Here is a 20934-nt window from a genome sequence, read left to right on the forward strand (position 1 = left end):
ATTTTCACTGATGGAGACAATCGAACAGATTCAACAAGACAAAAAGGAAATCGCCTTGGAAAAGATGCGCGCGGAGCTGGAAGGCAAGCGCGGTCAGCAATATTGGCGCACCCTCGAAGAGGTCATGCAGACCAAGGAATTCGAGGCGTGGTTTGAAGATGAATTTCCGAACCGTAAAGAGATTTTTGAGATCGACCGTCGGTCGCTTCTAAAGTACGCAGGTGCAGGATTGGCCCTCGCTGGCCTAACCGGTTGCCGCGGCGTCTTCCTTCCGGAAGAAAAACTGGTTCCTTATGTCAAGGCTCCTGAGGAGTACGTATCGGGCAAGCCTCTTTTCTATGCTTCGGCGGTCACCCTGGCTGGATACGCAACTGGCGTCCTGGTCGAGCAATACGAAGGTCGACCGATCAAGCTCGAAGGTAACCCTGATCACCCCGCATCTGGCGGCGCTCTTGACTCGATCTCGCAAGCCGAAATCCTAAACTTTTACGATCCTGACCGCTCGCAGAACGTGATGACCGGTGGAGATATCTCCACGTGGGAGTCGTTCAACAAGACCGCAAGTGCAAAGGTTGCCGAAGGCGGAGTCGGAATCTTGGTCGGTGCGTTGACCTCTCCAACCGCCGCAAGGCTGCTTGCTCGCTTGCAGTCGAAAGGTGCGAAGCTCTACTCTCACGAGCCTTCCGGCCGAGGAAACGTTATCAAGGCTGTGGCTGCCGTCACTGGCAAAGCCGGAGTTCCAGTTTACGATTTCAGCAAGGCGAAGGTAGTAGTCTCGCTCGATGGCGATTTCCTGAGCACCACGGATAACCCGGGTGCGCTGGTTTACTCTCGACAGTTCGCAAAAGCTCGACGGGTCCTTGGTAACAAGGGTGAAATGAGCCGGTTGTACGCTTTCGAAGCCGCCCCTGGAACCGTTGGGGCGATGGCTGATCACCGTTATGCGGTTAAGCCCAGTGAAGTCTACGGCGCAGGGTGCGCGTTGGCAAATGCCCTCGGCATTGCGGAACCAGCGGGAATCGCTCCCTCAAATGTGGCCGCTGATTTGGGCGCCATTGCTGCTGATCTTCAGAAGAATCGCAGCGCGAGCATCGTGGTCGCCGGTGAGCACCAGCCCGCCGAAGTTCACCAACTCGCCTTCCAGCTCAACCAATTCCTCGGAAACGTGGGGCAGACCGTCAAGTTCGTCGAAGCTCCCGAATTCACCAGTGGTTACGGAACGGTAGCCGAGTTGCTTGCGGACATCAAGGTTGCGAAGATCAAGACATTGATCATCAGCAACACGAACCCGGTCTACGCTTCGCCCGCAGATATGAAGGTCGGTGAAACTCTGGCCGCCGCAACCTCGGTCGCCAAAATCCATCACGGACTCTATTTCGACGAAACTGCCGAAGTCTGCGATTGGCACATCCCGATGACCCACTCACTCGAAGCATGGGGAGATGCGCGATCCTACGAAGGAACTGCGGGTGTCGTCCAGCCTCTCATCGCACCGCTCTATGATGGCCGAAGCGATATCGAGGTCTTCTCTGGACTCCTTGGTGAGCCAAAAGGTGGTTACGACCTCGTTCGCGAAACTCTTCAGGCTAAGGGCTTCGGTGGAGCCGCTTTTGAGAAATCCTGGCGAGAAGCGATTCATAACGGGACGATTCCAAATTCCGCCTCGGCCACGCTCGCGATGGCGGGTGGAGCCGCTCCATTGCCCGCGCCAGTGAAGAGCGCAGGAATGGAAGTTGGATTTGCACCTGACCCAACGATTTTCGACGGTCGGTTTGCCAACAATGGCTGGCTCCAAGAAACGCCAAAACCTCTGAGCAAGCTGGTTTGGGACAACGTTGTTTACATGTCGCCGACAGACGCGCAGGCAAGCAAGATTTCCGTTGACGATGTCGTGCTGGTAAAGACTTCGGCTGGGGAAATCGAAGGCACTGTCTTCATCCTTCCTGGGCACGCAGTTGGTTCGATTACGATCCATCTCGGCTACGGGCGAACTGCTGGCGGAACTCTGGCGACCCTAAGTGGCGTCGACGGTGGCGGATTCAGCGCGTACAAGCTGATGTCTTCCAAGAACACCAGTTACTCCAGCGTCACGATCACACCAACGGGTAAGACGCAGCACCTTTCTACGACTCAAGGCCACAGCCCGCTGGGTGGCGACAAGATTCCTGACCACCGCGACGTCATTCGGGAAGCGACTCTTGAGAAGTTCAATGCGGCCGAGGACAAGCGACACGCATTGATGGTTGGTCACTCTATGGAAATTGAGGAGATCAAGGAAAACAACCTCATGCCCGAGGAAGTTTTCGCTTGGAATGGCGAAAAGTGGGGCATGACCATCGACATGAACGCATGTACCGGTTGCGGTGCATGTATCACGGCATGTCAGGCGGAAAACAATATCTCTGTCGTCGGTAAAGAGCAAGTTTCGCGAGGCCGTGAAATGCACTGGATCCGAATCGACCGCTATTACAGCGGTTCTGACGAGAATCCAAGTGTCACCTGGCAACCCGTCGCTTGCGTCCACTGCGAAACCGCTCCTTGCGAGCCAGTCTGTCCAGTTGCAGCAACAGTTCACAGCCACGAAGGCATCAACCAGATGGTCTATAACCGCTGCGTTGGAACCCGTTACTGCTCCAACAACTGCCCATACAAGGTTCGACGGTTTAACTATCTCAACTGGACCGACAACCAGGCTCAGTTCAGCGAGAAGAACAAGACGATCTCAACGCGACGGATCCCCGGCGCGATCAATACACCGAAGGATAACGGACTACAGCTGCTCAAGATGTTGAACAACCCCGACGTTTCGGTCCGAGGTCGTGGTGTGATGGAGAAGTGCACTTACTGCACCCAGCGCATCAGCGAAGCAAGAATCGAAGCCAAGAAGGCTGGGCGTCAAATAGCAGAAGGTGACATCGTTACCGCGTGCCAGCAAGCTTGCCCCAGCGAAGCAATCGTCTTCGGAAACATCGCTGACAAGAACAGTCAAGTCGCAAAGCTCAGAAATGACCCACGCAGCTACCTGCTCTTGGAAGAACTTCAAACACGGCCAAGAACTTCTCATCTTGCGAAGCTTCGTAACCCTAACCCAGAAATCAAGTCTGCCAAGGCAGAGGAGGCGCACCACTAATGGCCAAAGTTCAAGAGAGAAAACTGAACGATCTGCTGATCACAGGCGATCAGACGTACTCATCCATCGACTCCTCTGTCGATAGGCTGATTCTCAACCAGAAGCTTCACGGCAAGGGCTGGAACATGCTCTTCGCGATCGGAATCATGTTGACAGGCCTTCTGGGCCTCTCGATCTTCTGGCTCCTTTATCAAGGAATCGGAATCTGGGGCAATAACGTTCCATCTGCATGGGGCTTCGACATCATCAACTTTGTTTGGTGGATCGGTATCGGCCACGCTGGAACGCTGATTTCAGCAATTCTGCTTCTCATGCGCCAACAATGGCGAAACTCGATCAACCGCTTCGCTGAAGCAATGACGATTTTCGCGGTTATGTGCGCTGGTTTGTATCCAATTCTGCACACCGGGCGACCCTGGAACGCCTACTGGCTCTTCCCGTATCCAAACATCCTCGCGATGTGGCCGCAGTTCCGCTCGCCGCTGATGTGGGACGTTGCTGCGGTTTCAACCTACTTCTCGGTCTCAGCCGTTTTCTGGTTCGTCGGACTCATCCCCGACTTCGCTACCTTGCGCGACAAGAGCACCAATAAGTACGGAAAAGTCATCTTCGCCACCCTTGCAATGGGATGGCGCGGAAGCAACCAGCACTGGCACCGATACGAGCAGATGTACCTACTTCTAGCCGGACTCTCGACTCCGCTAGTTCTTTCGGTACACAGTATCGTTAGCTTCGACTTTGCGATCTCGATCGTCCCGGGCTGGAACGTCACGGTCTTCCCGCCATACTTCGTTGCGGGTGCGGTCTTCGCTGGCTTCGCGATGGTTATGACCTGGGGAATTCCGCTGCGCAAGTGGTACAACCTCAAGCATCTCATCACGGATCGTCACATCGACTGGATGTGCAAGATCACGCTAGCCACCGGACTCATCGTCTTCTACGGCTACCTTCTCGAGATCTTCTACTCCTGGTACAGCGGCAACTTCTATGAGTTCAAACTTCTCATGAAGACCCGATTTACTGGCCCGTACGCTCCGATGTACTGGTTGCTGATCTTCTGCAACGGAATCGCGCCGCAGGTCTTCTGGAGTCAAAAGGCTCGCCGAAACGAGACGCTGATCATGGTGGTCTGCTTCCTTATCTCGGTTGGAATGTGGCTTGAGCGATTCGTCATCATCCCGATGTCGCTCACTAACAACTATCTCCCGTCGAGCGACAAGATGTATTATCCGTCGTTCTGGGATGTGGCAATGTTTGCCGGAACCATGGGTCTTTTCATCACCCTCATGATGCTCTTCATCCGCTTCCTGCCGGTGATCAACATCTTCGAGGTCAAGGACCTGTTCTACAAGATGGGTGGCAAAAAGGAAATCGTCGAAGAAGTGGGGGCAAGTAAGTAATGGCACACGATTGGTCAGATCCGTCCGGTCTTTGGGGACTCGTTGGAGAGTTCGAAAAGCCCGAAGACTTGATGAAAGCGGCAGAAGCGGCAAAGCACAAAGGCTTCCGCAAAATGGACGCCTACTCGCCTTTCCCGATCCACGGGCTCAGCGAAGCCATCGGCTTCCGCGACAACCGGGTGCCCTGGACGGTCTTCATCTTCGGAATCCTCGGTGTAACCTGTGGCTACTCGCTTGAGTACTACACGGCAGTCATCGACTACCCAATGAACATCGGTGGACGTCCGCTGAACTCGGTTCCGGCATTCATCCCGGTCGCCTACGAAGCAACCATTCTCTGCGCTGCCTTCAGCGCCGCAATCGGAATGTTTGTGTACAACAAGCTGCCAAAGCCGTACCACCCGATCTTCAACACCAAAAACTTCGAGCGATGCACCCAGGATCGCTTCTTCCTTGCCGTCGAAGCCGAAGACCCGGCCTACGACGCAAAGGTGATCGAAAAAGTCATGAAAGAAAACGGAGCCGTGGAGGTGTCTGAATGCGACTACTAAGACTTAGCCTTGGTTGCACAGCAGTTGGACTAGCGCTTGCCGGATGTAACACCGACATGTGGGTCCAGCAGAAGTCTCACCCGCTCGACAAAAGTGAGTTCTTCGCCGACGGCCAAGCATCGCGACCTCTCCTGCAGGGAACCGTCTCTCGCGGAAACCTCCGCCAAGACGCAGTGTTCTTCACCGGAATAGATAACGGAAAATGGGTCGATACGATCCCAACCGACATCAATATGGAACTCCTCAAGCGCGGTCAAGAGCGCTACCAGATCTTCTGCACCCCATGTCATGGCCAAGCCGGAGATGGTGAGGGCATGATCGCCAAGCGCGGATTCAAACTGAAGCGACCGGTTGGCAACATGCACACCGACCGCCTACGAAAAATGCCCGTCGGGCACTTCTACGATGTCATCACTAATGGCTACGGAGCGATGTATAGCTACGCAAGTCGTATCGAACCGAAGGATCGATGGGCTATCGTTGCTTATATCAGGGCATTGCAGCTCAGCCAGAACGTGAAGGCAACGGACCTCACCCCGGAGCAACAAGCAAAGTTGAATGAGAAACCAAAAGCTGAATCGCACGAAGGAGGAGCCCACTAATGAGTGAAGCCGTCCTGACAACCGCTCCGGTTGATACCGACAAGCCAAGGTTCCACAATTTCAAAGGGATCGCCACCATCGGCGGTGTTGTATTCTTGGCCTTCGTAGCGTTCCTCGCCGTCGGCAGCGGGGACACGCACAAGTTCATGCTGAACTCGTACATGTACGGCTACGTGTTTTGGCTGATGGTCACCTGTGGTTGCCTCGCGCTCACACTCCTCCACAACTCAATCAAGAGTAGCTGGACCCTTCCTGTTCTTCGAATCTTTGAGGCTGGTTCAAGTTGGCAGACCTGGGCGATGCTCGCCATCGGTCTCGTACCCATGCTCCTCAAGACCGACGTGATCTACGAGTGGGCAAGACCAGAAGCCGCAAGCGACTTCATTCTTGCAAAAAAAGCTGTCTTCCTCAACAAGCCTGTCTTTGGTGGTGTCATCCTCGGCGGCTACGCGCTGTTCGCCTTCATGGCAAATACGCTGCGCAAATCGACGAACCGACACGACAAGAGTCTCGACGAGAACGAGTACCAGTTCCGAACCAACTTCGCAACGCCGATGATGGTCATCTTCGTCTCGGTCCTCACCTTCGTTCTCACGTTGCTCGCGATGTCGCTGACGCCGAAGTGGTACAGCACGATCTACACCCTCTGGCTTCTCATCGGAGGCTGCCAAGCAGCTCTCTCGATGGCGATCTTCCTCGTCGCACGAAACGCAGGCAAACAGCCTTACGCAAACGTCATGGCACCAGGCCTCACCAAGGACCTCGGCAACATGATGTTCGTTCTGACCATGCTTTGGGGCTACACCTCGGTGTCCCAGCTCATCATTCTCTGGAACGGAAACCTGCCGGAAACCACCGTCTTCTACGCCCACCGTGGCGCAGACGCAATGCTCGGTTGGAACCTCATCGGGGCCTCGACGATCCTGGGTTGCTTCGTCATCCCGTTCGTCACATTGCTCTCGCCGAGAGTGAAGCGGTACGCAGACCGACTCGCGATGATCGCGTTGTTCATCTTCTGCTTCCGCATCCTCGACGTGTATTGGATCATCGGAGCTTCGATCCCGAATCGAATGAGTCCACAAGCCTTCGGTCCAAGCACGATCTTTGATGCCGCCGGATGGGTTGTCATGGCATTCGCCTGGTTCGCAGTTATGCTGAACAACGTGGAAAAGGCCCCGCTCCTTCCGCTCTACGACAAACGACTTGAGGAGGCAAAGAAGAATGCACACTAAGCCAGAACCAACAGATCCAGATGTCTTGGACAAAATGGGTTACGACCGTCGTGACCTAGATGTCCCGGCAGTTCGCAAAGCGACGATCTACACGACAGTGGGATGTATCGCCTGTTACTTCATAGCGGTGTTCATCTACAACCTGTTTATCGACGGCTCATTGATGCACGTTCCCAAAGACGTGGTTCCATCGCGAAACGCCGGACTCAAGGGTCAGCCAGAGCTTCAGGACAACATCACTACCAAGATCGACATCTCCAGAATGCGCGCCGACGAGGACCAGAAACTCAACCACTACAGTTGGGCAGATCAATCCGCCGGAACCGCACGAATGCCAATTGACGAAGCGATGCGGTCCGTTGCCAAAAACGGAGTCTCCACTGGAAACGTTGTGCCGGCAAAGACGACCGGAAACACGATTAAGCTCAACACTAACGCCCCGACACCGTAGAAGTAAATATGCATCGAACTCGAGGAGCAAGCGCAATATGGATTCCACTCTTGGCAATCGCCATCGTGGTGTCCTTCGTTGCCATAACTCGCCCTCGCGGCAAGGGAATCTTCGCGGACAAGTTTGATCTCAAACCTCGCATCGGTGCCCAGATGCCGCTGAAGCTCCCGCTAACAGATGACAACGGCGAAACCAAGACCCTTGGCCAGTACCTACAAGTCGGCCGCCCCGTCATGTTTCTTCCTATCTTCTATAAGTGCAATGGAGTCTGCTTCACAGAACTCGATTCTCTGACGAAGATGCTCATCAAAGAAGTCGCGGTCAGCACAAAGAAGACCGTCGAGTCGGTTGTCCCCGGCCGGGACTTCGATCTGGTCGTCGTCAGTATTCACCCAAAGGAAACCGTCGAACTCGCCAGGGCGAAGAAGGCCGAAATTCTTGGCATCATGAACGAAGGCTGGAATAAGCTGAGCCCCGAAGAGCGGGATGCAGCCTACAAGGTTGTTGAGAAGGGGATCCACTTCACCATCGGCTCGGAAGCCGATGTACGTGAGCTAACGGCAACGATGGGCTTCCAATACACCTACGATGAAAAGCGAGATTGGGTTAACCATCCTGCAGCAGCGGCTTATCTAGCCGGTAGCGGAAAGATCATTGGATACAACACTGGTGGTCAATTCGCAACGGTTACAGTGCGAAACGGAGTCCGCGATGCCGCCAAAGGTGTCGTTGAGCCCCTGGGAGATGTCTTCTTCCTCGGATGTTTCAAGATGGAAGCCTCTAGCCCAAGAACCAGGAACATCATCCAAATCCTCAACTTTTCTGCCGTTCTCACCGTCCTCGGCCTCGGAGTCGGTATGTACCGAATGTTCAAGAAATATCCAAGCAACACACTTTCTTCCGGAGGACCGACGGTTTAAATCGGCCCAAATCTAAAGAACCATGAACTGGAATCTGTTTAACTATCCGATGAATCCGCCATCCGCGTCTAACTTCGCGGCGGAACACGATGCGCTCTTCTACGCCATCGTAGGTCAGGCGCTGTTCTTTGGGTTGCTTACCTTTGCACTCATCCTCTGGTTCGCGGTCAAATTCAAAAAAGGATCCAAGGCCGACCGATCCAGCCCGCAGTACGAAAACGCGAGGATGGAGTTCTGGTGGGTTCTGATTCCGACCCTTCTGGGACTTGCAACATTCTTCTGGAGCACCAAACTGTTCGTCGACATGCGGACCCCGCCGAAGAATGCCAAGGAAATCTTCGTTGTAGGCAAGCAGTGGATGTGGCACGTCCAACATCCAGACGGTGTCCGAGAGAACAACACCCTCCACGTCCCCGTAGACACCGACATCAAGATCACGATGATCTCGCAAGACGTCATCCACGCCTTCTACATCCCCGCCTTCCGGGTTCAGTTTATGACCGTCCCTGGCCGATACACGCAGATGTGGTTCCGACCAACTCGAGTCGGCAAGTACCACCTGTTCTGCAACATGTATTGCGGAACCCAGCACTCCGAGATGGGTGGTTCCGTGATCGTCATGTCGAAGCGCGACTACGCCGACTGGCTTGCTCAGCATGGTCAGGTCCGAGAAAATCTGACGGCGGCTCAGACTGGCGAGAAGCTGTTTAACAAAATCGGATGCGGCAACTGCCACGGAGCCCAAGACCTTATCCCGCGAGGTCCAAGCCTTCGAGGTCTGTTCGGTACGACTCGCGAAACCGGCGATGGCCGCCGATGGGTCGCCGATGAGTCCTACATCCGAGAATCAATCATGCGACCTGCCGAAAAGGTAACGAAAGGCTATGGCGTCACCATGCCGTCTTACGACAAGACGTTTTCAGAAGAAGACATCATGAACCTCATCGCCTACATCAAGGCAGGTGCTGGGCAAAGCATCCCAACAAGCACAATCGCTGCCGCAATGCCTGGCATCGAAGTGCGAGATGCGACCGGAAAGGCCGGACTCAATAGTAACGAAATGCAATTCAAGTCAGAACGAGCAGACGCAACCCCAACCCGACGAGGCAAAGCTCCGGCGGTCGGGGCATTGGCCGTCGAAAAAGGAGATCAACAATGAGTACGACAGTTAAGACCGAAGTCGGGGGAATGGAGCATTTCCACACCAATCCCGAACTGAACTACCTCACAAACGGGCATTCGCTCCGTTCGTGGCTTCTGACCGAAGACCATAAGCGCATCGCGATGCTCTACTTAATGTCGGTCACCTTCTTCTTCTTCATCGGTGGTCTCGCCGCCGCCGGAGTTCGATATGAGCTCATGTCGCCTGCTGGCAACATGATGGAATCGGAAACGTACAACAAGCTCTTCACCGCCCATGGCACGGTCATGGTCTTTCTCTTCCTGCTCGTCGCGATTCCCGCCGTACTGGGTAACTTCCTATTGCCGTTGATGATTGGGGCCAGGGACCTTGCGTTCCCCAGGTTAAACCTCCTCAGTTGGTACCTGTACATGGCTGCCGGAACTTGTATCACGCTTGCGATGCTCGGCGGTGGCGCTGATACGGGTTGGACGTTCTACACCCCTTACTCCAGCATGTACTCTAACAGTAACGTCTCGCTGACGCTACTCGGAGTCTTCTTAGGTGGATTCAGTTCGATCACGACGGGTATGAACTTTGTCGTCACGACACACAAGATGCGCGCACCAGGAATGACCTGGTTCCGACTTCCGCTCTTCGTTTGGGGCCACTACGCCACTGGCGTCATCATGCTCCTCGGAACTCCGGTCGTTGCCATCACGCTCCTCTGCGTCATCTTCGAGCGAACCTTCCAACTTCCAATCTATAGCCCCGAACTTGGTGGAGACCCCGTTCTCTTCCAGCACATGTTCTGGTTCTACAGCCACCCAGCTGTCTACATCATGATCCTCCCGGCGTTCGGCGTCATCAGCGAGATCATGACGGCGTTCAGCCGCAAGCGAGTCTTTGGCTATCACATGATCGCCTTCAGCTCCCTTGCCATCGCCTTCCTTGGCTTCCTCGTCTGGGGCCACCACATGTTCGTCAGTAGTCAGTCGATGTACCAATCGGTCATTTTCTCGCTCATCACGTTCCTTCTCGCGGTTCCATCCGCGATCAAGGTCTGGAACTGGACGGCAACCATGTACAAAGGCAACGTCGTTCTCTCTGGCCCAATGATCTACGGAATCGGCTTCCAAGGCCTCTTCCTTGTCGGAGGTCTCACCGGACCGTTCCTCGCCAGCTACGGAAACGACGTTCACCTTTCGGCGACCTACTTCGTCGTTGCTCACTTCCACTACGTCATGGTCGGAGGCTCTATCATGGGCTTCCTCGCCGGTCTACACTTCTGGTGGCCAAAGATGACGGGTCGGCTGTACAACGATACAATCGCAAAGTGGAACGCAATGCTCGTCTTCGTCGGCTTCAACCTCACCTTCTTCCCGCAGTTCATCGTGGGTTGGATGGGAATGCCGCGACGCTACCATTACTACTACTTCGCACCGGAGTTCACGCCCTATCACATCCTTTCCACAATGGGTTCATCCATCCTCGGAATCGGATTCGCTGTCCCTGCGTTCTATCTCATCCACTCACTCTTCAAAGGTGAAAAGGCCGGAGACAACCCATGGAACGCCCACGGCCTCGAATGGAACACGAGTTCACCCCCTCCGACCGAGAACTTCCGGTACAAGGTCATCGTCACTGATGATGTCTACGACTACGACCCCGTTGCTGAGCACGAGAACGACATGCTAGCGGCAGGAGGTAAGGCTTAACCATGGCACACGCAGCCCACGGAGACGAATTCGAAGTCCTCAAGTTCCAGTACGAGGACATGGACCAGCAAAACGATTCCTACATCGTAGGAATGTGGTGCTTCCTTGTTACCGAGATCATGTTCTTCGGCATGCTCTTCCTCACCTACTCGTTCTATCGTATGAACTACCAGAACGACTGGTTCAAGGCTCACGAGCAGCTCGACTGGAAGCTCGGAGGAATCAACACAGCCAACCTCCTGTTCAGCTCATTCCTGATGGCGACGGCCGTTCGACAGGCACAGCTAAAGGATCGGATGGGAGTCTTACTTCGACTGGGTGGAGTTCTTGTCTGTGCCTTCGTCTTCCTCGGCATCAAGTACATCGAATACAGTGGCAAATACGAGCACCACTTGTTCCCTGGGCCAGGTTTCGCTCCTGAAGTCAGTCACTTCCACGGAGCTAACCTGAACCACGTTCAGTTGTTTTTTGGCCTTTACTTCGCGATGACAGGACTTCACGGTGTCCACGTTCTTGTCGGAATCCTAGTCATCGGTGCCCTAGCCATGATGTGGGTCAAAGGCAAAAAGATCGTCACCGAAGACTACATCCCAACCGAACTCGTCGGTCTCTACTGGCACTTCGTTGACATCGTCTGGATCTTCCTCTACCCCCTCTTCTACCTAATGCCGAACCCCAGCGGCCCTAACAGCGGAGGCTCACACTAATGGCAAAGTCACCACTCGCAGCAGTCCACGACGACCACGGCGGTCACCACATCCACGATAACTCGATGTATGTGAAAACTGCGGGTGCTCTCGCCCTTCTCATGATCTTGACCATCGGAGCAGCAAGAGTCGACATCGGACACATCATCGGTTCGAGAATCGGTCTCAGCTCGCACTTCAGCTACTACATCAACAACTTTATCGCGCTCGCAATCGCCGCAGTGAAAACCTACATCGTCGTCATGTACTTCATGCACGTTAAGTGGATCAGTAGTCTCGGAAAGCTTTTCGCTCTCATGGGCTTCTTCTTCATCCCCGTGCTCTTCTCGGTCTGGACGGACTTCTACTTCCGCCAGCACGAGCCGGTCGCGCACTGGTACAATAACGACTACTCCGAGTCAGCCACCCCAAGAATCATTGGATCAACCGACGGAGCCAAGATCAACTCAGGCGAAGAAAACACCCAAAACCGAATCCCCAAGTCGATCTGGTAATTCAAGGTAATCCCGCCTTCCAGGCGGTAAGGGAGTCCTGATGTAATTCAGGACTCCCTTCTCATTAACAGCCAAAAGCGAACAACGAAAAGCGAAGAGCCTTCAGAGCTCCTCCGGAATCAACCGCCGCAACTCCGACTCCATCCAAGCCGCAATCTCCTCATTCGTCGAGTCCTTCGAAAACGTACGAGCCTCACCCCAAGTCGCAGTCACCCGAGCAAAAGCCGGACGCGGAATCACCGACCCATACGGAATCATCCGATTCGTGTTCCGCAACCCGCAGACAATCACCGGAACCTCCGCCATCCGTACAATCAAGGCCGCCCCTTCCCGAATCTCCTGCAACTTGCCGTCCTCCGAGAGCTGCCCCTCGGGAAAAATTCCCACCGCTCGACCCGAGCGCGCCAACTCCGCCGCAATCCGCAACGACCGGCGATCCGGCGCTCCCCGCTTCACCGGAAAAGCCCCCCAAAACCACAGCCAAGCCCCGACGACCTTCATCGAAAAAAGCTCGCTCTTACTCATAAAAAAGATCGGTCGAGGACAGCACCCCTGCAACACCACCGGATCGCAATCCGAAAGGTGATTCGCGATCACAATCAGCCCGCCCGACCGGGGCACCCGAGCGGCACCAGAATACGAAGTGGGCCCAAGCAAAGTAATCAACGGCCACCCAACCAGCTTCACCAGCCAAAGCCACCGATGCCCCCGCCCAACCGGCAACTCAATTTCCTGCGCCATCAACCACCTTCTTCAAAGCTCGATAGTAAGTCTCATGCTCCAACCGCAAAACCCGCGCCGCAAGCTCTTCCGGCGAATCGTCAATCTCTACCCGGCACCGCGCCTGCAAAATGATCTCCCCCTCGTCGTACTCCTCGGTAACAAAGTGAACTGTACATCCACTCTCCGTCTCCCCCGCCGCCAAAACCGCCTCGTGAACCCGAATCCCGTACATCCCCTGACCCCCAAACTTGGGCAACAATGCTGGATGAATGTTCAATATCCGACCCGAATGTGCCGCCAAAACGGAAGAAGGCAGCAGCTTCATGTACCCTGCCAAACAAACCCAATCGCAATCCGCCAACTCTGCCGCCAGCCGCTGTTCATAAGGAACCGGATCCAGGTAGGGAACCGTCTCCACACGCAAACCCTCCGCAAGCGCGGCCAACGCCCCTGGCGCATCCGACCGAGGAGTGACCACCTTCTGCACCACCATCGAGTCGTCCAACTTGATCCGCGCCGCCAGAGCCAACATATTCGAACCCCGCCCTTTTGGCCCAATGAGTATTCCAATGCGATGCACGATGCGAAGCATACTCCGAGCTCCCCCTCTCCATTGATGTAGAGGGGGTTGGGGGGTGAGGACGCCAACCGACCGAAGTGTAGAATGACACCAAATGCTCGCAGCCCTCGCCCTGAACCTGATCGCGCCCAAACTCAATGTCATCTACATCATGGCCGACGACCTCGGATACGGCGAACTCGGCTGCTACGGACAAAAGCTCATCCCAACTCCCAACATCGACCGCCTTGCCAACGAAGGCACAAAGTTCACCCGCTTCTACGCCGCTAGCACCGTCTGCGCCCCCACCCGCTGCTCGCTGATGACCGGCCTCCACCAAGGCCACGCCCCAATCAGGGGCAACAAGGAGAAAGGGGGCTTCGGTCCCAACGACCCCGAGGGCCAAATGCCCCTTCCGCAAAGCACAACCACCATCGCCGAGAACCTAAAAACCGCCGGCTACCAGACCGCAATCTTCGGCAAATGGGGCCTCGGCGGACCCCAGTCCGGAGAAACCCCGATGGACCACGGCTTCGACACCTTCTACGGCTACCTCTGCCAGCGCCGAGCCCACAACCACTACCCCGCCTACCTCTGGAACAACCACCAACCCGACCTACTCGATAACCCCCCAAGAAACGCCCACCAAAAAGTCGAGTCCGTGCCAACTAACCTAAACGAGTGGAACGTCAAGTACAACGGCAACGACTACGCCCACGCCAAAATCCTCGACCACGCCCAATCCTTCATCAAACAAAACAAAGCCAAGCCCTTCTTCATCTATTACGCAACCACCATCCCCCACGCCGCGCTCCAAGCTCCACCGGAGTGGATCGAAAAATTCCCCAAGGAGTGGGACCCCAAACCCTACCTCGGCGCAAACGGCTACCTCCCGACCCCAAGGCCAAGAGCAACCTACGCAGCCATGATCGCCTACCTCGACTGGTCAGTCGGCGAACTCAGAAAGACCCTTGAACAAGAAGGCCTCGCCGATAGAACCCTCATAGTTTTCACGTCAGACAACGGAGCGACCTTTAACGGCGGAGTCGATACCGAATTCTTCAACTCCAACGGCGGCCTCAGAGGCAAAAAGATGTCCCTCTACGAGGGCGGAATCCGCGAACCCTTCATCGCCTGGCTACCCGGAGTTGTCCCGGCCGGAAAAACCGTCACTGAACCCTTCGTCGCCTACGACACCTTCACATCCCTCACCGAACTCTGCGGCGCAAAGCCCCAAAAAACCGACGGCGTCAGCTACGCCAGCGCCCTCCTCGGAAAACAACCCAACAAGCGAGACTACATCTACGTCGAATACCCCGAAGCCAGCGCGATGCAAGCCGTCTGGTTTGGCAACCTCAAAGTGATCCGACCAGACCTCAAAAAGAACCCCGAAAAGATCGAAGTCTACGACCTCGAAAAAGACCCCGCCGAAAAGAACAACCTCGCTACCACCCGACCCGACCTCATCGAACGAGCCAAAAAAGTCTGGACCAAAGAACACATCCCCAACAAAGACTTCCCGCTCGGCTTGGTCGACAAAAAGTAATCCGAAAGCCCCCTCTCCATTTATGGAGAGGGGGTTTGGGGGTGAGGACGCCTAGCCACCAGCCCGTAACAAAGCCGACCAGTCAGGAGCAAATCTAACAAGCCCCCAATCTACCAAAACCAAAACGGAAAGTGGCTCAACAACTCGAGCAAACAGCACCCCACCTCCCCGCCAACATCTCCGGCCGGATCAGAGATCGAACCCCGCTCAATCCGCCATCCACGAATCCAAACCACTCCCAACAACAACGCCACGAGCAACCCGCCGCCAATCATCCACCCAGAAGCCGGAGACCGCCCCAAAAGCCCGACTCCCGCCCCGCAAACCACAGAGGAAACCACCGGCAACACCCACATGAAGAATTGCGCGCATCCATCCCCCGAGTCCTCCGAAAGCCCCCACGTCCCCACCGGAGCCTTGCCCGGCTCAATCACCACAATGTGCGAGACGTGCTTCCCAATCGCCCAAAGATGCACCAAATCCCCCTTAGAACACAGGCCAAGCTCATCCAAATCAAGAATGAAGTTCTGCCGCCGCCCGTCCGAAAACTCCATCTCCACCCGCTGATGCCCCGGCAAATCCGACTCACCCCGATACTTCCCAACCACCCGCGCCTCCGGATAGAACCGTCGCAACCAAAACGGCTCCCATCCATGATAAATCCGCCACTCCACCACCCCGATCAACAGTAACAACGGAGCCGAAAACCCCACAAAGACGATTCCCATCCCCACCAACTGCCTCGCCCCAAACCACCAAATCCCAATCCCCACGCCGAAAACACAGGCGAGCAGGTAAGTCAAAGGAAACAAAGGCGAACGAACGCGAATCATGTAAGGATTTCAGCCATATACGCAATCAAACTCAATTGCGCTTCAAAAACTAATGCATTCTCGGCACCTCGCCTCCGGTACTGCGAAACCACGCAACTACGAAACTGTGAAACTTTTTCCAAAGGTTAACAAAAACCTCTTCACAATCCCGTAAAACTGCTGTATATCTATCAGTACGATGATCAAGTTCGATCAAATCGCCAGAGCCACCAAGAAGCTCTTGGCAATCGCCGGGGGGGGGGGGTAACACTCCTATCGTCAGCATTTGCTGGTCATTACGTTGCTCAGGAAACTAGCGGCGTAACGTGCACCATGTCTCCCGGAGGTGTTGTCGGGCCATCCTTCGGCTATGGCACGTGCCTTATCTCTTCCGCTGGAGGTGGTGGCGGTTCCGGGACCATCGAAGGAACGGCCACTACCGTTTTCAACTGGGTTGGAGACTACGAGGGGGAACCGGCTCCAGAAAGTGTGGTCGTCGACGAGGTCAGTCTCGTCTACGCCAACGCCTCGGCTTTTCCGGGTTCCGTTTCCGCATCAGCCGATAATGGGCTTAACCCTTCGTTCTGCTACAACGACCAAGGTTCAGGATCGACAACGAACCCTCCCGGTAACGGTGCCTGGGCGATCTCTTCTGGGGTCGCACCCCGAGTGGTAAGTGGGGGAGATCAAATCACCATCACTTGCCCAGTTTCGGCTACTTGCGCTAGCAACAATGGGCCGTACAGTGTTTACCTAGCCTATCAAGTCCAGGTTTACCCTGTATCCGTGACCGTAACCGGAACAAAGGTGGTAGACAACGAGCACAAAATACTCCCTGGACAATTGTGTAGTGCGGCGCTGAGTGTTGGGGGAGCAGACGTCTACGCAGAGGCTTGGAACTGGTCGGTGGCTGGCAAGAAATTCAAGGATTATGTTGCAACCGAAGATGTGGGGCAAGTCTGGAACGTGCCGCACGACGAATGGGAGCAACCGAACGCTTCATGGCGTTGGAAAGTTGACGACGGGATCATGCCCGTGGAGTGCTCATCCGAGCTGCTCTTCAACGGTTATTCCATCGGCACGGCGACCGCAAGGCAAAATGTTAATCTTCTTAAAGTTTATTCTTCGCTTGTCCTAACCGAAGGAGACGGCCAAGCCGAGCTTGATGCGTCAACCGGTGACCTGACCCTCTACCCTTCCTCGTACTCGACTGCAAACTCCCGCTACGAACCTGCCATGTACATTGTGTTTGGAGCGATAACGCCAGCAGAGTTCGTCGAGAATGGTCAGGGGGGCAAGGTGAGCTATATTCAGCTTGCCAATATGCTCTACTCTAAGACGATTGGCGGGACGACAACGCCAATCATGACGACCAATTCAACTTGGATGCTAGATCAGAGGTTTCCATACGAAGGTCCGTATAATGCTGGTTCACAGCCTTACCAGACAAACGATCGCCCACGAGTCACTCTGGCGGGCAATATCGCCACGACTGCCCCCGTTGGCTCCAGCTTCGGTGCTAACTATCTGGACATCAAAGGCTGTACTTTGTTCCTAGCCCCGGGGAACGCTCGATACACACCGCTCCTAACTGCACCTTGGCATTGGAATGCCAAAGCTACTCGTCAGTTATCAGACTGGTTTGTCGACAGCGGTGCCAGCATCACTAAGGGCGGCACAACTTCACTGATCAACCACCCAGTGTGGTCAGCCTGCATAAAAGGAATCAACTAAAATGAACGCTCCAAAAATATCATCAATTGCCACGACCCTGGCCCTTGGCGTCTGCCTCATCGCTGGAGCGATGGCAGTTCCTTATGCGACTCAACGGCACTTGACCGATCAAGAGCAACAGGAGAGAGCGAGGGAACTAGAAAAAGTCGGTGTCCTGATCCGCGACGGTGAATTGGATAAGGCTGAGCTTCTCCTCAACGGCTTTCCCGAACAATCCTTTTGGGGTGTAGCGGAACTTCGAGCCAACATCTGCATCCGCAGAGACGACCACTCGGGTGCGCTGGAGGCTCTTCGAACGATATTTGAACCTCATGAGAAGAAGAGTATCGGAGGTGCGGAAGAGCTTCGGACCTGGTACTACTTGCTCCTGTTGGAGCGGCGCGACACCAAAGATGCCCGCCGTGTTAGAGCTGATTTGTTGAGTTCGCCTCGTAGGAAACCTGGCGGCTCTGACGAATTCTTTGAGTTTGAGGGCCTCTCTCAAAACCCACTTGTAGCGGTGTACCTCTACATGGCATCCTTAGAGTTTGCAGCCGGTTACACCTATCGTGCCCGAGCCTACATCTCGACTGCGAAGAAATTAGACTCCGGTGTAAAGGTTGACGAAGTCTTAATCAGCCAGTTAAAGCGAGTCAGAACCACCCCGGAGGCCGAGCTACGTTATGAAAAGAAGAGTTTGGGTTTCCCCATGCTCCCAAACTATGACCAACTTGTGAAAATGGTCTCGTTAAAGTAACAGTCTATTGTTCCCTCGGGATTGTCATGTCACTTGACATCTATCCCAAGGGTTCTTACGCCTTGATGCCTTCACGATCGCATATTGGAAGCTAAGCCAACCAGCCCTCTGCCGCGCCAAAACAACCCCACTCCCCCACGAAAGACGAGAAACGAACAGCCAACAGTGAAAACCAGGTTGACAATCCCCGCCTGAACTGCCTATAAGATGAATGCGATTCATCAACGACAACAACGACCCCGACTTCTGGACCCGTGACCGCGACGTGGTCTACCCACCCCTACCCACATTTCCGGCTCTCAACGCCAAAATTTGAACCTGACTACCCCACAAAATGCGTCGCAGTTCTTCCGAAAACCGAGAACCGAAAACCCAGAACCCTTCATAATCTAATCCGATGTCCAACAAACTCCGAGTCCTGATCTGGGACGAAAACCCCCAGCACCGATCTTTCGAAATCTATCCCGACAGCCTCAACGGTGCCATCAAAGCCGGAGTCGACGCCCTCGATAACAGCAAAGAACTCGAGATCAAAGTCGCCAACCTCGACGAAGAGAACCAAGGCGTCACCCAAGAAGTCCTCGATAACACCGACGTTCTAGTCTGGTGGGGCCACGCCCGCCACGGCGAAGTCAAAGACGAAATCGCCGAAATGGTGAAAACTCAGGTCCATGAGAAGGGAATGGGCTTCGTCTGCCTCCACAGCGGCCACTACAGCAAGACCTTCAAAGCTGTGCTTGGCTGCACCGGACACCTCAAAGGCGGCTGGAGAGAAGCCGACGACAGCGAAACCATTCGCGTCTGCGCCCCGTGGCACCCAATTGCGAAGGGCATCGAAGACTTCGTCATCGAAGCTGAAGAGATGTACGGCTCGCCTTTCGATGTTCCTCCGGCCGAGCAGATGATCTTCCAATCGCTGTTCAGCGTCGGAAGCGAAACCTTCCCCTGCGGACTCGTCTGGACCGTCGGTAAAGGAATCGACCCCGAATTCACCTCCGGCCCCGGGAAAGGCGTCGGCCAAGGCGAAGGCATTGGCCGAGTCTTCTACTTCCGCCCCGGCCACGAGACGTATCCGACCTACAAACTGGACAACGTCCTCAAAGTCATCCACAACGGAATCCGCTGGGCAGGCAAGCTCAGCTAAACGCAAAAATCCCCTCTCGACTTCACGTCGAGAGGGGATTCAACCAGGTTCTTACTTACCCTGAAGGTTGTTCAAGAACTCAGCCATCAAATCAAGCCGATTCTTCGATCCGCTCAAGGTCACGGTCTTGTATCGTACGCCAGTGGTGAACAGTCCCCCGAACTTGTCATCAAAGCTGCCACTGATTGGAGTAAACGTAAAGTTGCCGCCTGCCGAAGTGACCGTGAAGCTAGGCAAGTACCCTCGCAGAGCCGTAGGACTCGTCAAGAAATTGCCGACGCTGACGCCCGTCGACGTCCCTCCAATCGTGACGTTCGTCGTCGTGGTCAGGTAGTTGCTCACTTCCGTTGAGACACTTGAGAAGTCGCTTGCACTGAGTTTCAACGACTCCGCGAACCATCGTGGCGATCCCGTCGAAGCTCCTCGCGCTGTGATGTTCGTCGCAGCGGCTCCCAGATCGGCGCTCGCTGCGGATAGATTCGCTTTTGCTGCAGTGATGCTCGCAACTCCGTTGCTAGCAAGACCAAGGAATGGCGCAGGAGGAAGAAGTCGTGATGCCGGAACCGTCGCCCCCGACGTCACATCTGCTGCGAATTCAGTGGCCAGCGTTCGGTTCGAATCGAAATTCGAAGAGCTAAAAGTGATGTCGTATCCAAGGGCAAAGTTGAGATAGGAGCAAACTAGCTCGGCGTTTGCCCGAAGGATCAAAAGGTCGGCCTTGCCAACCTTAACCCGCGCACCTCCCGTTCCGTTCGGATCAACAATCGTGAAGTTCGCCGCATCAATCGCATCGATGTTGGCATCCGTCAAAATAGTGACGATCCGAGCAAGGTCGTTTCGAGTGGCCTCAAGCGCAGTCTTGACCTGTACCGGAGTCGGATCATCTGGATAAGCTCTTGAAGTCTCCACGGGCTTAGAGATCGAGTCGGTGAGGATCGAAACCGGGCTAAACGACGCCAACAGTTCATCTTCACGCTTCCAAGGAGCCAGTAGACCAACAATTCTGCGAACCGTTGGGTTAGAAATCGTCTTTCCGCTTCGAGAAATTTCTGTCCCAAAAAGCGTAGCAAGGTCGTTCGCCAACTTTGCGGTTGAAGCAACGGCAAAGCCCGCCGCTCGAACCGGCGTTGGCTCTTGGCTGTAAGCCGTGTTCAACTTGTAAACGGCATCACTCAGTTGCTGAGTCGGATCACCAGACGCCGGCAAAGCCAACGCCGCATCCAACGCTGCCTGCCCCTGAAGGGCATTCGTAACCGGGTCGGTAAAGCCAGAAAGCGTAGCCGAGCCAGCACAACCCGCCATGAAAAGCGCGGCCAGGCCAAGAATGAAAGGCGATTTGTTCATAGAATTCCCAT

General features: G+C 54.9%; 19 protein-coding genes. 15 read left to right on the plus strand and 4 right to left on the minus strand.

The window, feature by feature from the left end; translation table 11 throughout:
* Positions 1 to 10 precede the first annotated feature (10 nt).
* The 11 genes from WCK51_04440 to WCK51_04490 are packed head-to-tail and all read left to right on the plus strand — an operon-like array spanning position 11 to position 12325.
* A complete protein-coding gene (locus WCK51_04440) occupies positions 11 to 3130 on the plus strand; it encodes a TAT-variant-translocated molybdopterin oxidoreductase (protein ID MEI7576119.1) in 3120 nt (1039 codons plus the stop codon).
* Complete coding sequence (gene nrfD / locus WCK51_04445; protein ID MEI7576120.1) at positions 3130 to 4530, plus strand: NrfD/PsrC family molybdoenzyme membrane anchor subunit; 1401 nt, start codon at positions 3130 to 3132, stop codon at positions 4528 to 4530. Before WCK51_04440 ends, nrfD begins: the two co-directional genes overlap by 1 nt.
* A complete protein-coding gene (locus WCK51_04450) occupies positions 4530 to 5081 on the plus strand; it encodes a DUF3341 domain-containing protein (protein MEI7576121.1) in 552 nt (183 codons plus the stop codon). The genes nrfD and WCK51_04450 overlap by 1 nt, the downstream gene beginning before the upstream one ends.
* The gene (locus WCK51_04455; GenBank protein MEI7576122.1) at positions 5069 to 5683 is read left to right on the plus strand and encodes a cytochrome c; all 615 of its coding nucleotides are present in this window, start codon (positions 5069 to 5071) and stop codon (positions 5681 to 5683) included. Before WCK51_04450 ends, WCK51_04455 begins: the two co-directional genes overlap by 13 nt.
* Positions 5683 to 6915 (plus strand): hypothetical protein, encoded by a 1233-nt coding sequence (locus tag WCK51_04460; GenBank protein ID MEI7576123.1) that lies wholly within the window; start codon positions 5683 to 5685, stop codon positions 6913 to 6915. Before WCK51_04455 ends, WCK51_04460 begins: the two co-directional genes overlap by 1 nt.
* Complete coding sequence (locus WCK51_04465) at positions 6905 to 7366, plus strand: hypothetical protein (protein ID MEI7576124.1); 462 nt, start codon at positions 6905 to 6907, stop codon at positions 7364 to 7366. The genes WCK51_04460 and WCK51_04465 overlap by 11 nt, the downstream gene beginning before the upstream one ends.
* An 8-nt stretch (positions 7367 to 7374) precedes the next feature.
* Positions 7375 to 8286: a hypothetical protein gene (locus WCK51_04470; GenBank protein MEI7576125.1), complete on the plus strand. Its 912-nt coding sequence runs from the start codon at positions 7375 to 7377 to the stop codon at positions 8284 to 8286.
* A 22-nt stretch (positions 8287 to 8308) separates the two neighbouring features.
* Positions 8309 to 9445 (plus strand): cytochrome c oxidase subunit II, encoded by a 1137-nt coding sequence (coxB, locus tag WCK51_04475; protein ID MEI7576126.1) that lies wholly within the window; start codon positions 8309 to 8311, stop codon positions 9443 to 9445.
* Positions 9446 to 9474: 29 nt separating this feature from the next.
* On the plus strand, positions 9475 to 11124 hold the full coding sequence (locus WCK51_04480) for a cbb3-type cytochrome c oxidase subunit I (protein ID MEI7576127.1): 1650 nt from the start codon (positions 9475 to 9477) through the stop codon (positions 11122 to 11124).
* Positions 11125 to 11126: 2 nt separating this feature from the next.
* A complete protein-coding gene (locus tag WCK51_04485) occupies positions 11127 to 11831 on the plus strand; it encodes a cytochrome c oxidase subunit 3 (protein ID MEI7576128.1) in 705 nt (234 codons plus the stop codon).
* Complete coding sequence (locus tag WCK51_04490; GenBank protein ID MEI7576129.1) at positions 11831 to 12325, plus strand: cytochrome C oxidase subunit IV family protein; 495 nt, start codon at positions 11831 to 11833, stop codon at positions 12323 to 12325. The genes WCK51_04485 and WCK51_04490 overlap by 1 nt, the downstream gene beginning before the upstream one ends.
* A gap of 102 nt (positions 12326 to 12427) precedes the next feature.
* Here the strand turns inward: WCK51_04490 and WCK51_04495 are convergent, their stop codons facing one another.
* On the minus strand, positions 12428 to 13066 hold the full coding sequence (locus WCK51_04495) for a lysophospholipid acyltransferase family protein (protein MEI7576130.1): 639 nt from the start codon (positions 13064 to 13066) through the stop codon (positions 12428 to 12430).
* Positions 13050 to 13640 carry a phosphoribosylglycinamide formyltransferase gene (locus WCK51_04500; protein ID MEI7576131.1) on the minus strand — a complete coding sequence of 197 codons (591 nt, stop codon included), beginning with the start codon at positions 13638 to 13640 and terminating at the stop codon, positions 13050 to 13052. Before WCK51_04500 ends, WCK51_04495 begins: the two co-directional genes overlap by 17 nt.
* An 82-nt stretch (positions 13641 to 13722) precedes the next feature.
* Between WCK51_04500 and WCK51_04505 the strand changes: the two genes are divergently transcribed.
* A complete protein-coding gene (locus WCK51_04505; GenBank protein MEI7576132.1) occupies positions 13723 to 15153 on the plus strand; it encodes an arylsulfatase in 1431 nt (476 codons plus the stop codon).
* 110 nt (positions 15154 to 15263) lie between these two features.
* Here the strand turns inward: WCK51_04505 and WCK51_04510 are convergent, their stop codons facing one another.
* On the minus strand, positions 15264 to 15986 hold the full coding sequence (locus WCK51_04510; protein ID MEI7576133.1) for a hypothetical protein: 723 nt from the start codon (positions 15984 to 15986) through the stop codon (positions 15264 to 15266).
* Between the two features lie 312 nt (positions 15987 to 16298).
* Here WCK51_04510 and WCK51_04515 point away from each other — a divergent pair, with 312 nt between their 5' ends.
* From WCK51_04515 to WCK51_04525, 3 genes are all read left to right on the plus strand, one after another.
* On the plus strand, positions 16299 to 17699 hold the full coding sequence (locus WCK51_04515) for a hypothetical protein (GenBank protein MEI7576134.1): 1401 nt from the start codon (positions 16299 to 16301) through the stop codon (positions 17697 to 17699).
* A gap of 1 nt (position 17700) precedes the next feature.
* Positions 17701 to 18435: a hypothetical protein gene (locus tag WCK51_04520; GenBank protein MEI7576135.1), complete on the plus strand. Its 735-nt coding sequence runs from the start codon at positions 17701 to 17703 to the stop codon at positions 18433 to 18435.
* Between the two features lie 397 nt (positions 18436 to 18832).
* Positions 18833 to 19579 (plus strand): ThuA domain-containing protein, encoded by a 747-nt coding sequence (locus tag WCK51_04525; protein ID MEI7576136.1) that lies wholly within the window; start codon positions 18833 to 18835, stop codon positions 19577 to 19579.
* A 51-nt stretch (positions 19580 to 19630) separates the two neighbouring features.
* Here WCK51_04525 and WCK51_04530 read toward each other — a convergent pair whose 3' ends face one another.
* A complete protein-coding gene (locus WCK51_04530) occupies positions 19631 to 20923 on the minus strand; it encodes a hypothetical protein (protein MEI7576137.1) in 1293 nt (430 codons plus the stop codon).
* Positions 20924 to 20934 lie beyond the last annotated feature (11 nt).

The organism is Armatimonadota bacterium (assembly GCA_037138755.1).
Classification (GTDB): Bacteria; Armatimonadota; Fimbriimonadia; order Fimbriimonadales; family Fimbriimonadaceae; genus Fimbriimonas.